Annotated in this window: 13 protein-coding genes; 6 read left to right on the forward strand and 7 right to left on the reverse strand. The window is 74.0% G+C overall.

What is annotated here, in order from left to right; translation table 11 throughout:
- A partial coding sequence (locus tag KME80_RS39150) for an endonuclease/exonuclease/phosphatase family protein (RefSeq protein ID WP_308126109.1) occupies positions 1–776 on the forward strand: 776 nt, incomplete at its 5' end.
- A 38-nt stretch (positions 777–814) separates the two neighbouring features.
- Positions 815–1,927, forward strand: a complete 1,113-nt coding sequence (locus KME80_RS39155; protein ID WP_246646484.1) for a ligand-binding sensor domain-containing protein — start codon at positions 815–817, stop codon at positions 1,925–1,927.
- 30 nt (positions 1,928–1,957) lie between these two features.
- Here the strand turns inward: KME80_RS39155 and KME80_RS39160 are convergent, their stop codons facing one another.
- Both KME80_RS39160 and KME80_RS39165 read right to left on the reverse strand, forming a co-directional pair.
- Positions 1,958–2,467 carry a hypothetical protein gene (locus tag KME80_RS39160; RefSeq protein ID WP_219514121.1) on the reverse strand — a complete coding sequence of 170 codons (510 nt, stop codon included), beginning with the start codon at positions 2,465–2,467 and terminating at the stop codon, positions 1,958–1,960.
- Positions 2,468–2,513: 46 nt separating this feature from the next.
- Positions 2,514–3,272 (reverse strand): alpha/beta hydrolase, encoded by a 759-nt coding sequence (locus KME80_RS39165; protein WP_219514129.1) that lies wholly within the window; start codon positions 3,270–3,272, stop codon positions 2,514–2,516.
- Positions 3,273–3,432: 160 nt separating this feature from the next.
- Here KME80_RS39165 and KME80_RS39170 point away from each other — a divergent pair, with 160 nt between their 5' ends.
- Positions 3,433–4,137 carry a lysophospholipid acyltransferase family protein gene (locus tag KME80_RS39170; RefSeq protein WP_219514132.1) on the forward strand — a complete coding sequence of 235 codons (705 nt, stop codon included), beginning with the start codon at positions 3,433–3,435 and terminating at the stop codon, positions 4,135–4,137.
- A gap of 16 nt (positions 4,138–4,153) precedes the next feature.
- Here KME80_RS39170 and KME80_RS39175 read toward each other — a convergent pair whose 3' ends face one another.
- Positions 4,154–4,609: a MarR family winged helix-turn-helix transcriptional regulator gene (locus tag KME80_RS39175; RefSeq protein WP_219514133.1), complete on the reverse strand. Its 456-nt coding sequence runs from the start codon at positions 4,607–4,609 to the stop codon at positions 4,154–4,156.
- Positions 4,610–4,690: 81 nt separating this feature from the next.
- Here KME80_RS39175 and KME80_RS39180 point away from each other — a divergent pair, with 81 nt between their 5' ends.
- Positions 4,691–5,122, forward strand: a complete 432-nt coding sequence (locus KME80_RS39180; RefSeq protein WP_219514135.1) for a DoxX family protein — start codon at positions 4,691–4,693, stop codon at positions 5,120–5,122.
- A gap of 48 nt (positions 5,123–5,170) precedes the next feature.
- Here the strand turns inward: KME80_RS39180 and mmuM are convergent, their stop codons facing one another.
- The 3 genes from mmuM to KME80_RS39195 all read right to left on the reverse strand — a co-directional run bounded on the left by mmuM (position 5,171) and on the right by KME80_RS39195 (position 9,271).
- Positions 5,171–6,037 carry a homocysteine S-methyltransferase gene (gene mmuM / locus KME80_RS39185; RefSeq protein ID WP_308126110.1) on the reverse strand — a complete coding sequence of 289 codons (867 nt, stop codon included), beginning with the start codon at positions 6,035–6,037 and terminating at the stop codon, positions 5,171–5,173.
- Between the two features lie 97 nt (positions 6,038–6,134).
- Positions 6,135–8,561: a VIT domain-containing protein gene (locus KME80_RS39190; RefSeq protein WP_219514150.1), complete on the reverse strand. Its 2,427-nt coding sequence runs from the start codon at positions 8,559–8,561 to the stop codon at positions 6,135–6,137.
- The gene (locus KME80_RS39195) at positions 8,558–9,271 is read right to left on the reverse strand and encodes a helix-turn-helix domain-containing protein (protein WP_219514152.1); all 714 of its coding nucleotides are present in this window, start codon (positions 9,269–9,271) and stop codon (positions 8,558–8,560) included. The genes KME80_RS39190 and KME80_RS39195 overlap by 4 nt, the downstream gene beginning before the upstream one ends.
- Positions 9,272–9,351: 80 nt before the next feature.
- Between KME80_RS39195 and KME80_RS39200 the strand changes: the two genes are divergently transcribed.
- Both KME80_RS39200 and KME80_RS39205 read left to right on the forward strand, forming a co-directional pair.
- Positions 9,352–9,819, forward strand: coding sequence for a Dps family protein (locus KME80_RS39200; protein ID WP_219514154.1), 468 nt, complete (start codon positions 9,352–9,354; stop codon positions 9,817–9,819).
- 155 nt (positions 9,820–9,974) lie between these two features.
- On the forward strand, positions 9,975–11,090 hold the full coding sequence (locus KME80_RS39205) for an alkaline phosphatase PhoX (protein WP_219514163.1): 1,116 nt from the start codon (positions 9,975–9,977) through the stop codon (positions 11,088–11,090).
- On the opposite strand, the gene KME80_RS39210 is transcribed toward KME80_RS39205, so the two are convergent.
- On the reverse strand, positions 11,091–11,684 hold the full coding sequence (locus KME80_RS39210) for a TetR/AcrR family transcriptional regulator (RefSeq protein WP_219514164.1): 594 nt from the start codon (positions 11,682–11,684) through the stop codon (positions 11,091–11,093).
- Positions 11,685–11,709 lie beyond the last annotated feature (25 nt).

The following is an 11,709-nucleotide window of genomic DNA, read 5'->3' on the forward strand; positions in this document are numbered from 1 at the left end:
CCCCCGCCCCCCCCGGCGGCCCCGCCGGGCCTGAGTCTGCCGCCGTGCCCGGCCCGCCCGGCCGTGACGTTCCCGCTGTCCCGGATGTCCGAGTGGTCACGTACAACCTGCATGGGCTCAGGGACGACGGGGCCGCGCTGGAGCGGGTGATCGCGGCGGCCCGCGCCGACGTGATCTGCGTCCAGGAGGTGCCGCGGCTGCCGCACCGGCGCCTGCGCTGGCGCCGCCTGATCGCGCGCCACGGGCTGCGCACGGCCGGCGGGCGCGCCCGGCGCGGCGTCGCCGTGCTGGCCGGGCCGCGCGCCCGGGTGCTGCACGCCGAGAGCCACGTGCTCAAGGTGTTCGCCGGGCTGGAGGCCCGCGCCCTGGCCGTGGCCGTCGTGGAGGTCGAGGGGGCGCGGCTGGCGGTCGGCTCGTTCCACCTCGACCTGCACGAGGCCGCCAGGACGTGCCACGCCGCCGAGGCGCTGGAGCTGACCGAGGCCGTCGCCGCCCGCCACGACGCCGAGGTGGTGCTGGGCGGCGACCTCAACGAGCACCCCTGCCGGCCGGCCTGGCGGCTGCTGGCCGCCCGCCTGGCCGACTGCCACGCCGCCGCGCCGCGCGGCGACGGGCTCACCTTCCCCGCCGCCAAGCCACGCCACCGCATCGACGCCCTGTTCGCCGCGCGCGGGCTGCGTGTCGTGTCGTGCGGCGGCGTGGAAGCCGCGAGCCCCGACCTGACCGGGGCCAGCGACCACCTCCCGGTGCTCGCCGAACTGCGAGTCTTCCCCTAACGGGGCATCAGCGGCGTTCAGCCAATAGCATTTGATCCATGACCCGTCGCTATCAGCGGCGTGCGCTCTCCTTGACCTTGGCGACGTCCGTGGCCCTGTCCGGGGTCACGCCCGCCGCGCATGCCGAGCCCCGCCCCGCCGCCATCGACGCGTGGGAGCGGACGACGAGCGTGCGGCTGGTGGCCGACGGCTCGCTCTCCGACGTGCTTGCCCTGTCCTCCGGCGACGTGTGGGCCGTCGGCCAGCAGCAGATCTGGGACGTGTGGAAGAACCGCGGCACCATCCGCCACTGGAACGGCGAGCGCTGGAGCGAGGCCCCCATCCGCGACACCACCGGGGCGGGCAGCCTGCGTTCGATCTCGGCCGCCTCCTCCGGCGACGTGTGGGCGGCCGGCGACGGCCACGACGGCGTCCCGTTCATCGCCCGCGGCGACACGGGCGGCTTCGACCGCGTCCGGCCGGAGGGGCTGCGCAGCGGCGACTGGCTCGGCGGGATCGACGCGGCGGGCGAGCGGGTCACCGCCGTCGGCAGCCGCGACGACAAGGGCCTCATCGTCACCTGGCACGACAACGAGTGGACGTTCCAGCCGACCAAGGAGAAGGGCGCCCTGTACGCGGTGTCCGGCGGCTTCGCCGTCGGCGACACCGGGCGGGCGCCGCTGATCGTGCACCAGTCCGGCGGCGACTGGAAGAGCATGCCGGTGCCGTCGGTGCCCGGCGGCTACCTGCGTGACATCCACGTCGACAGCGGCAAGCGGGCGCTGGCCGTCGGCGGCGTCTACCACGGCCCCGGCAAGGTCGGCCCGCTCGCCCTGGCCTGGAACGGCAAGCGGTGGAAGCGGCTGTCGCTGCCGGTCAAGGGCGCCCGCCTCTACGGCGTCACCGGCGACGGCAAGGGCCGCTACTGGATCTCGGGCTACGACCCGGCGCGCGCCTCGCAGGCGTTCATGCTGCGCTGCGACAAGCGTTCGTGCGAGGTCCTGCGCGGCGCCGCCGCCGAGGGGCGCAGCAGCGTGCGGCTGCAGGCGGTCGCCTACCTGGCGGGCAGGCAGGCGGTGTGGGCCGTCGGGCACGCCGTCGACGACCAGGAGCGCTACACCGACGTGGTGGAGTCGTTCGGCCCGGGCCAGCCGGACGACCCCGACTCCTGACCCGGTCCTCTGGAACACCGCTGGAGCCCGCTAGAGCACCGCGCCGTCGTCCCAGCCGCCGTCGTTCGGCGGGCCGTCGCCCATACGCACCACCAGCGCCACGAAGCCGCCGATGAAGGCCGCCACCGCGGTGAACAGCGCCCAGCCCTCCATACGCCAGTCGGCCATCGCCGCCACCAGCAGGTAGGCGGGACCGCCGAACAGCGCCAGCCAGGCCAGCTTGGTCGGCAGGTCGAGCTTGGGCAGCGGGGGAGGAGGCGGCGGCTCGAAGTGACCCTCGTCCTCCTCGTCGCCCGGCGTGTCGCCCTCGTCACCCCGGTCCAGCGTGTCGCCGTCACGGGACTCGCCGGGCTCCCTGGGCTCCCCGTTCAGGTCGAGGTCGGCGAACTCCTCCGGTGGTTTCACCACCCGCCGCAGCGGTTCGGCGGGGACGTTCTCGCTGTCCGGCCATGGCTGATCAGCCGAGTCGCGCTCGGCCGTGTCGTTGAAGGACGCGACGATCTGCCGCCAGACCTCGTCCTCGTCACTCTGGGGCGTCACCTAGATGGGCCTCTCCACAGCGATCGCGACTTCCCCCTGGGTGCGATCAGTCCCTCTGCAAGGGTACCGAGGCATGTGTCCGGATGAAGTCGAGGCTCCCGGCAAAGATCCTGTCGGCATCGTTGTCAAGCGTCGCAACATGGTAGCTATCGGTAAGCTCCTCGATCGTGGCCTGGGGCACCTTCCGGCGGATGATCGCCACGCTGGCCGGTTTCACCACGTGGTCCTCGGTGCTGTGGAAGACCAGCAGCGGCTGCGTCACCCGTTCCAGGTCGGCCTGGACCAGGGACCAGAGGCGGGGCAGCGACGCGGCGGCCTTCACCGGGGTGCGCGTGTAGCCGAGCTCGGTCGCGCCCGGCTTCTTGATGTCGTTGGCCACGCCCGGCACCGAGGCGACGAACCACTTGAGCACCGGCGCCAGCCGCAGCAGCGGCACGTCGTTGGTGATCGACGGGTTGACCACCACGACGCCCCGGATGGCGTCGCCGTGCACCTCGGCCAGCCGCAGCGCCAGGCAGCCGCCCAGCGACAGCCCCGCCACGAACACCTCCGCACAGCGCCCCTGGAGGTCCTTGAACGCCTTCTCCACCTCGGCGTACCAGTCCTCCCAGCGGGTGTGGTTCATCTCCTGCCAGGTGGTGCCGTGCCCGGGCTGGCGGGGCAGCGAGACGCTGACGCCGTGCGCGGCCAGGTGCTCGCCCCAGGGGCGCAGCGACTGCGGGCTGCCGGTGAATCCGTGGCACAGCAGCACGCCGACCTGACCTGCGTGATGGTGATAGGGCTCAGCGCCTGGCATGAGCGGCATAACAGCTCCTCCATGCATTTTCATCCCCGAACTGCCCGATCGTCGCACGATCAGGGGCAATTGTGCGAGAGCTGGTGTAGGAGCATCGGGACCGGGATGGGAAGATGACTGTGCTCGCGCAGAGTGCTCGCAGACAGTCGCATGAGGAAGAGGTGGCCGGGTGTTCTACTGGGTGGTCAAGGCCATCTTGGCGCCGATCCTCCACCTCGTCTTCAGGCCGTGGGCGGAGGGCATCGACAACGTGCCCCGGCAGGGCCCCGCCATCCTGGCCGGAAACCACCTGTCCTTCGCCGACCACTTCTTCGGCCCGCTGCAGCTCAGGCGCAAGGTCATCTCCCTGGGCAAGTCCGACTACTTCACCGGGCGCGGCGTCAAGGGCTTCTTCACCCGGCTGTTCTTCAGCGGCGTCGGCACCGTGCCGATCGACCGGTCCGGCGGCAAGGCCAGCGAGGCGGCGCTCCGCACCGGCCTGCGCGTGCTGCGCGAGGGCAACCTGCTCGGCATCTACCCCGAGGGCACCCGCTCGCCCGACGGCCGCCTCTACAAGGGCAAGACCGGCGTGGCCCGGCTCGCGCTGGAGTCGCGGGCCCCGGTCATCCCGTGGGCCATGGTCAACACGTTCGAGATGATGCCGCCCGGCCGGCCGCTGCCCAAGCTCGGCATCCGGCCCGGCGTCCGGTTCGGCAAGCCGCTCGACTTCTCCCGCTACTACGGGATGGAGGACGACCGGCTGGTCCTGCGCGCGGTCACCGACGAGATCATGTACGCGCTGATGGAGCTGTCGGAGCAGGAGTACGTCGACAAGTACGCCGCCAGCGCCAAGGTCGAGATGGAGCGCGCCGCCCGCGCCGCGGCGGCGGGCTGACGGCCGCCCGCCCAGGTCAGTCGCGCAGGGCCTGCTCGGTCCTGCCCATCGCCTTGGTCATCGTCTCCAGCTCCTCGCGGGTGAGCCGGTCGATCAGATAGGCGCGCACCACTTCCACGTGCCCCGGGGCCACCTGCTCCAGGCAGCGCGTCCCGGCGTCGGTGAGTACGGCCAGCACGCCCCGGTCGTCGGACGGGCAGGTCGTCCGCTCGACCAGCCCCGCCTTCTCCAACTGGGTGATCTGGTACGTCAGCGCGCTCTTGGACACCACCACGCCCCGGGCGAGCTCGGTCATGCGCATGCGCCGGTCGGGCGCGTCGGCCAGCCTGACCAGGATCTCCCACTGCGGATGGGTCAGCCCCGCCGCCGCCTTGAGCTGCTCCTCGATGCGCCGTTCGAGCAGGTGGGCGGTGGAGAGGAACGCGCGCCAGGCCGCCATTTCCGTCGGGTCGAGCCACCGGGTGTCACTCATCAGATCAGTCTACTTGTTGTTCACATTTGAACTTTCGCGGTAGAGTCTCGTTCAAATCTGTACGAACTTCAAGGAGTCAACATGCTTGACCGAGCGCGTAACATCGCACTGCTGCTCGCCCGGGTGGCCACAGGCGTGATCTTCCTCGTCCACGGCTACCAGAAGTTCGCCACCATGGGGATCGCCGGGACCACGCAGTTCTTCGAGTCGATCGGCATCCCGCTCCCCGGCCTCGCCGCCCCGCTCGTCGCCGTGCTGGAGGTCGTCGGCGGCATCGCGCTCATCCTCGGCGTCGGGCTGCCCGTCTTCGGCACGCTCCTCGCGCTCGACATGGTGGGCGCGATCTTCTTCGCCCACCTTCAGGCGGGCTTCGCCGTCGGCGACGGCGGCTACGAGTACGTGCTCGCGCTCGCCGCGGCCAGCCTGGCCATCGGCTTCACCGGCGGCGGCGCGCTGGCCCTGGACCGGATCCTCGGCCTGGACAAGAAGCTGGCCGGCAGCCGCGCCGCCTGACCGGGGCGACGCGGCACCCGGTCAGGACAGTTCGGTCAGGGCGGTCGGTCAGGACAGGTGGGCGCGGACCTCGCGGATGTGGTCGGGAGTGGTGCGGCAGCAGCCGCCGATCAGCGCGGCGCCCGCCGCCTGCCACTCCTTGGCCGCCTGGCCGTACTCCAGCGGGTCCGACAGCCCCAGCCAGCGGCGCCCGCCGGCGTCCCACGTCTCGCCCGAGTTGGGGTAGACGACGACCGGCAGCTTGCCGGTCAGCTCGGTGATCAGGCCGGGGATGTGGCGCGGCGCGGTGCAGTTGGCGCCGACGGCGACCACCTGCGGGTTGCCGGTGAACAGCGCCGCCGCCTCCGCGATCGGGGTGCCGTCGCTGATGCGGGCCGCGTCACGGCAGGAGAAGCTCACCCACGCCTTGACCGACGGCGTCTCGGCCAGCAGCCGGGCCAGCGCCCGCGCCTCGGCGTAGGAGGGAATGGTCTCGCAGGCCAGCAGGTCGGCCTGGGAGGCGGCCAGGATCTCCCAGCGCGGCCGGTGCCAGGCCAGCAGGCCGTCCTCGTCCAGGTCGTAGTCGCCGGTGTATTCGGCGCCGTTGGCCAGGAACGCCCCGTAAGGGCCGACCGAGGCGGCGACCAGCCCGCCGCCCGCCTCGTCACGGGCCTGCGCGGCCAGCTCGACCGACAGCCCGATCAGCCGCTCGGCCTCGGCCAGGTCCAGCCCCCGGCGCCGGAAGCCGGGGATGGACGCCTGGTAGCTCGCGGTGGTGGCCACGTCGGCGCCGGCGGCGAAGTAGTCGGCGTGCACCTGCCGGACGAGCCCGGGGTCCTCCAGCAGCAGCCTGGCCGACCAGAGCGCGTCGCCGAGGTCGGCGCCGAGCGCTTCGAGATGGGTGGACAGGCCGCCGTCCAGCACGAGTGTGGTCACCCGTCCAGAGTATGGTCCCCGGACGGGTGCGCGGGGCCGCCGCGCCCGCGTGCGCCGGCCCCGCCTTGCCCTTCCCTTGACGTGCCGCTGCCCCGGCTCAGGCGCGCTTCCAGAAGGGCCGCCGCGGCCCCTCATCCCCGGCCCGCCCCTCCGGCCCGGCCCCTCCACCAGGCCCGGAGCCGCCGCCGGTGGCAGGTCCGCCCAGCCCGGGGCCGCCCTCGGGGGCGGGGGCGTCGGGCCGGCCGGGGCCGCCCTCCGGGGTGGGGCCGCCGGGCCGGTCGGGGGCGGTCAGGGCGGTCAGGACCTCGATCGCCCGGCGGCGCAGCGCCTCCGGGTCGGCGCCCGGCCGCTCGGCCGCCTCCAGCTCGCGGGCCAGCGCCGCCAGCTCCGCGTGCCCGCCCAGGTAGGACGCCAGCGCCGCCAGCCGGGAGCCCAGGTCCGCCAGGTAGAGCACGTCCGGCACGGTCAGCGCCTTGAGCCGGTCCAGCTCGGCGGCGAGCTGCGCGCGGACCGTGTCGAGCCCGTGCGGCACCGGCCTGGCTCCCATCGGCGCGCTCCGCGCCGGTCCGGCCGCCATCGGCGCGGCGAACAGCGGCCCGCGCGCCGCCGCCATGACGACCGGGTCGCCCCCGCCGCCGGGGTTGAGCCCGGGAGCGGGCGCGGCCATGGCCCGCATCCCGCGCGGCGCCTCCGCCGCCATCCAGGCGAACCCGCCCGCCGGCGCCGGCATCTCCCAGCCGCTCGGCGGCTCGACCGGCTGGATCGCCCGGTGCTCCGGCGCGCCCTCGGCCACCTGCCTGCTGTCGACGGCCACGTACGCGGTGAAGCGGCACAGCACCCCGTGCTCCAGCGACACGCGGACGATCTCCGGCTCCAGCCCGTGCTCGCCCATCGCGTAGCGGTCCTCCAGCTCGCGCAGGTGCGCGCGCGCCCACACGGCGCGCAGCGCCGGGCTGCCGACGGCCGTCGCCTCGACCCGCTGCTCCCACGGCGCCCCGGCCGCCAGCCCGCGCACGGTCACCGCCGAGCCCTCCCGGCACCGCCCGTAGGCCCGCAGCGGAACGCCCGGGAAGATCGAGCCCAGGTGCGTGAGCGTGCCCGGCTCCACGTCCAGGCCCTTCAGCGACAGGTCCGTCACCAGCGGCGCGCCGATCCGGCGGTGGATCTGCTCCATCGCCGCGTCCAGCCGGTCCTCCGACTCCACCAGCTCGCACCGGCCCGCCCCCAGCCCGGCCAGCCTGCCCAGGAACGCCGCGTTCACCGCCCGGTCGATGCCCACCGCGTGCACCCGCATCGCCGACAGCGCGCCACCGGCCCGCTCCAGGATCTGGTCCTCGTTGCCCACCTGGCCGTCGGTCACCAGCACCACGACCCGCTCCCGGCCGCCGTCGCCGCCGCCCAGCAGGTCGATCGCGCGGCGCAGCGGCTCCAGCAGCTCGGTGCCGCCCCGCGCGTCGACCCGCGCCAGATGCTCCACCGCCCGGTAGCGGTTGCGGTCGCCGCCCTCCGCGAGCCCCTCGAACGCCTCCTCCACCACCGAGTCGAACGCCAGCACCGCGAACCGGTCCTGCGCCGTCAGCGTGTCGACGATCCGTGCCGCCGCCCGCCGCGCCGCCACCATCTTCCAGCCGGCCATGCTGCCCGACCGGTCCAGCAGCAGCACCAGGTCACGCGGCGCCCTCGGCGACTCCAGCGCCGGGGGCACCACCGTCAGCGCGAACGTGCCCGCGCCGTCCAGTTGCAGCGCCGTCGAGGCGTCGAACGCCATCCGCAGGATGAAGTCGCGGTCCAGCCGCTCGCCGGGACGCACCCGTACGACACCGCCGGCCTCCTCCACCACGTGCAGGCTGGACGCCAGCTCCCGCAGCTCAAGGCCGCCCGCGTCGACCTTGACCGCCAGCGACAGCCGCACCGGGTCCGGGAAGCCGGGCAGCAGCACCGGGGGACTGATCCTGGACGCGTCCGGCACCGCGTCCGTGTCGGGCGCCACCCCGTCGCCCGCCGCGGGCCCGTCCAGCGGCGTGCCCGGCACGTAACGCGGCGCCACCACCAGCGGGAACCGGAACGTGGCAGCCCCGTCCTCGTACGGCAGCGGCTGGCTCAGCTCCAGCCGCACCGTCACCCGCTCCCCGGGCAGGATGTTGCCCACCCGGATCGTGAACACGTCAGGCCGGTCCTCCTCGGCGATCGCCGCCCGCCGCCCCTCCCGCAGCGCCCGGTCGTAGTCGGCCCGCGCCTGACCGCGCTCCTTCAGCACGCCCTCCACGACCCGGTCGTCCGCCTCCATCCGGAACGCCGTCACCGCCGCCCGGTCCGGCAGCGGGAACACGTACGTGGCCTCCAGCGTGACGTCGAACGGGTTGCGGAACCCCTGCGCCACCTTCACCCCGGCGACCAGCCCGGACACCTCGGCGGACACGTCCACGCTCTCCAGCGGCAGGTTGCCGCGCCCGGTACGCAGCGCGCCGATCCCGGCGTCGGGCACCGGCGCGCACCGGGCGGGCTCGAGTGTCGTGATGTTCATGCCAGATTCCTCTCTTCGAGCACCGCGAGCAGCGGCTCCGCCGCCGCCAGCACGGCCTGGATGTCCTCGTCCGGCAGAGCCCGTCCCTCCACGAGCAGCGTCACCCGTTCGCCGAGCCTGACCCCCCACAGGGGCGAAGCCTCACCGGGACCGTGCCCACCGGCAGCTCCCTGGCCGCGCACCGCCGGACCCTCCGGCTCCTCCGTGGCGCCCGGTCCGCCCGCACCCCCGGACGGCGGCCCCGAGGGTGCCCGTGCGGGGGCTCGCGGCCCTGAGAGGTCCTGCGCCGCGGCCGGGGGCGCACCGGCCGGGGCGTCCTGGGCGTTCGGCAGGTCCCGGGGCCCGTCCGTCGAGGAGCCGGGGGCCGGGTGGCGGGTCCAGAACCGGGGGCCGGGATCCGGGGTGAGCCGGGCCGCCTCCTCCAGCATGGCGTCCGTGGCTCCGGCGAGGGCCGTCTGGATGTCGGCGATGGACAGCCCGGCGGCCTGGAGGCGCTTGACGGCGACGAGCTGGAGCAGGTGCCTGCGCCCGTAGCGGGCGATCCGGCCCTGGCGGGTGAGGGGCGGGTCGACGAGGCCGATCGTGGTGTACCACCTGATCAGGCGCTCGCCCGGCACCTCGCGGACCCGGCCGTTGAGCGGCTGCGCCCGCGAGCGGAGTTGGGCGGCCGCGTGCTCCGCCAGCTCGCCGATCGTCCACGTCTCGCTCATGCCACCACACTGACACTGTCATTGTTGCACTGTCAAGAACGGGGGGAATGAAGCCCGCTTCCCCGGGGAGAGGGGAGGACATGTCTACGATTTCCGGCCCGATCAAGGGTGACGCGCAGAAGACCACCGCCCAGGCTCTCCAGGGCGCTCTCATCGACCTGATCGACCTGTCCCTGGTCGCCAAGCAGGCGCACTGGAACGTGATCGGCTCCCACTTCCGCCCCATCCACCTGCAGCTGGACGAGCTCACCGACCTGGCGCGCCAGCACACCGACGTCGTCGCCGAACGGCTCGTGGCGCTCGGCGTGAGCCCGGACGGCCGCGCCGCCACCGTCGCGAAGGCGACCAAGCTCCCGCAGCCGGAGCACGGCTGGATCGAGGACGGCAAGGTGGTCGCCACGATCACGGACGTCCTCGACGGCATCAGCAAGCGGATGCGCGAGCGCATCGACGCCACCGAGGAGCCCGACCAGGTGTCGCAGGACATCCTCATCGCCGTGACGCAGGACGTGGAGAAGCAGCGCTGGATGTTCCAGGCCCAGCGCTGACCCTGCCGAGGGACGAGATTCGAAACCGAAGCCCGGAGCCGGAGTCCCGCGCCCCGGGCTTTCGCGTGGCAGTTTGCGTACTGTTCGGACTTGGGGATCCTCCCCATTCACGTCGGTGCGGTGGACTAGCGTGGCATCAAGAGGGAGGCCTGACGATGTCCCGCAAGACTCTCCTCCGCACGGGCCCGATCCGGCAGAGCGGCGCGAGCCCGTACGGCCCGATCACCGAGCCGAGCCCCGGCGAGCCCGCGGCCCCAGGCGGCACAGGCGGCCTGGGCGGCCTGGGCGGTCAGGCGGGTTCGGGCGGTTCGGCGGGGCCGGGGCGGCCGGCCGTGCCCGGCGGGTTCCGGGGGCGGGTGGTGGCGCGCTCCGGCGGCAAGGTGGCCGGGCTGACGTGGCACGCCGCGCCCGGCGCGGGCGCGTGCTTCCCCGACGGCCCCGGCTGGATCTACGTCTCCAACGCCGCGCTGCCGGTGGTCGGCGGCGCGTCGGCGCTGCGCTTCCGGCCCGACGGCAGCGTGGGCGGCGCCTACCGCATCCTGTCGGGCACCGAGGTCAACCGGGGCGGCGGCGCCACCCCGTGGCACACCTGGTTGTCCTGCGAGCTCGGCCACCGGGGCCGGGTGTTCGAGTGCGACCCGTACGGCATGCGCGCGGGCAGGCCGAGGCTGGCGATGGGACGGTTCGCGCACGGCGGGGCGGCCTGCGACCCCGGGCTCGGCGTCGTCTACCTGACGGAGGCCGAGCGTGACGGCTGCTTCTACCGGTTCCGGCCGGGCGACTGGGGCGACCTGACGGAGGGCACGCTGGAGGTGCTGTGCGGCTCCGGCGCGTGGGAGCGGGTGCCGTCACCGGCCGCGCTGCTCAAGCCGGTCCGCCACCAGGTCGCGGGGGCACGCCGCTTCGACGGCGGCGACGCCTGCCACTACGCGGACGGCGTCTGCTTCCTCACCACCCGAGGCGACAGCATCCAAGGCGGTGGCGGGGCGTTGTGGGCGTACGACACGCGGACCGGCGCGGTGGAGCGGGTGTGCGACGGCGTCGGCGCCGTCACGGCCGCGCCCTCCGGTGACCTGTACGTGGCCCGCCGGGGGTCCCGGATCGACGTCGTGACGCCGGACCGGGAGATGGCGCCGTTTCTCACGCTCGACGGCGACGCCGAGCTGTCCGGCCTGGCGTTCGCGCCCGGCGGCGACCGCCTCTACTTCTCGGCCACGGCGGCGTCCGGCGAGGCGACCACGTACGAGGTGGCGGGCCCGTTCCGGAGCTGATCAGCTCAGGTAGCGCACCAGCATCACCTTGAGCTCCTCGACGAGCTCGGCGGCCCGCCGGGGGGTGGCGTCGCCGGCGAGCGGCATCACGGCCTTGACCATGGCCACCGCCATCGTGCCCATCATCAGCGCCCGCTCCTCGTCCAGCTCGGGGGAGCGGCGGCGCAGCATGGCGGCGACCTGGGCGGCGACGGCCTCGTGCAGCACGCGGGCGGCGGCGGCCAGCTTGTCGCCGGTCGCGCTGCCGTACAGCAGCGACCAGTAGGCGGGGCTGGCGGCCTTGAAGGCGACGCTCTCGTCCACGAGCGCGCCGACCAGCGCCTCCAGCGGCACGTCGGGTGTGACCGCCGCGAGCCGGGCCGCCCAGAACTCCTCCCGGTCGGTGGTGTAGCGGGTCACCAGGCCGTCGAGGATCTCCTCCTTGTTGCGGAAGAACTGGTAGAGCGAGCCCGGTGAGAGCCCGGCGCGGGCGGCGACCTGGTTGGTCGTCAGGTCCGGGTAGCCGACGTCGGCGATCACCAGCTCGGCGGCGTCGAGGATCTCCGCCATCCGTTTCAGCCCGCGCGCCTGCCGGCGCACCGCGCGTTCGGTCATGCGGTCTCCCCGTTGACAAATGCGA

The organism is Nonomuraea ceibae (genome assembly GCF_019396325.1).
GTDB classification, from domain to species: Bacteria; Actinomycetota; Actinomycetes; order Streptosporangiales; family Streptosporangiaceae; genus Nonomuraea; species Nonomuraea ceibae.

Excerpts from the sequence above, each read along its gene's own strand:
- KME80_RS39155 (WP_246646484.1), top strand. The coding sequence starts at position 815 with ATGACCCGTCGCTATCAGCGGCGTGCGCTCTCCTTGACCTTGGCGACG.
- KME80_RS39165 (WP_219514129.1), bottom strand. The coding sequence starts at position 3,272 with ATGCCGCTCATGCCAGGCGCTGAGCCCTATCACCATCACGCAGGTCAG.
- KME80_RS39175 (WP_219514133.1), bottom strand. The coding sequence starts at position 4,609 with ATGAGTGACACCCGGTGGCTCGACCCGACGGAAATGGCGGCCTGGCGC.
- KME80_RS39180 (WP_219514135.1), top strand. The coding sequence starts at position 4,691 with ATGCTTGACCGAGCGCGTAACATCGCACTGCTGCTCGCCCGGGTGGCC.
- KME80_RS39190 (WP_219514150.1), bottom strand. The coding sequence starts at position 8,561 with ATGAACATCACGACACTCGAGCCCGCCCGGTGCGCGCCGGTGCCCGAC.
- KME80_RS39195 (WP_219514152.1), bottom strand. The coding sequence starts at position 9,271 with ATGAGCGAGACGTGGACGATCGGCGAGCTGGCGGAGCACGCGGCCGCC.
- KME80_RS39200 (WP_219514154.1), top strand. The coding sequence starts at position 9,352 with ATGTCTACGATTTCCGGCCCGATCAAGGGTGACGCGCAGAAGACCACC.
- KME80_RS39205 (WP_219514163.1), top strand. The coding sequence starts at position 9,975 with ATGTCCCGCAAGACTCTCCTCCGCACGGGCCCGATCCGGCAGAGCGGC.
- KME80_RS39210 (WP_219514164.1), bottom strand. The coding sequence starts at position 11,684 with ATGACCGAACGCGCGGTGCGCCGGCAGGCGCGCGGGCTGAAACGGATG.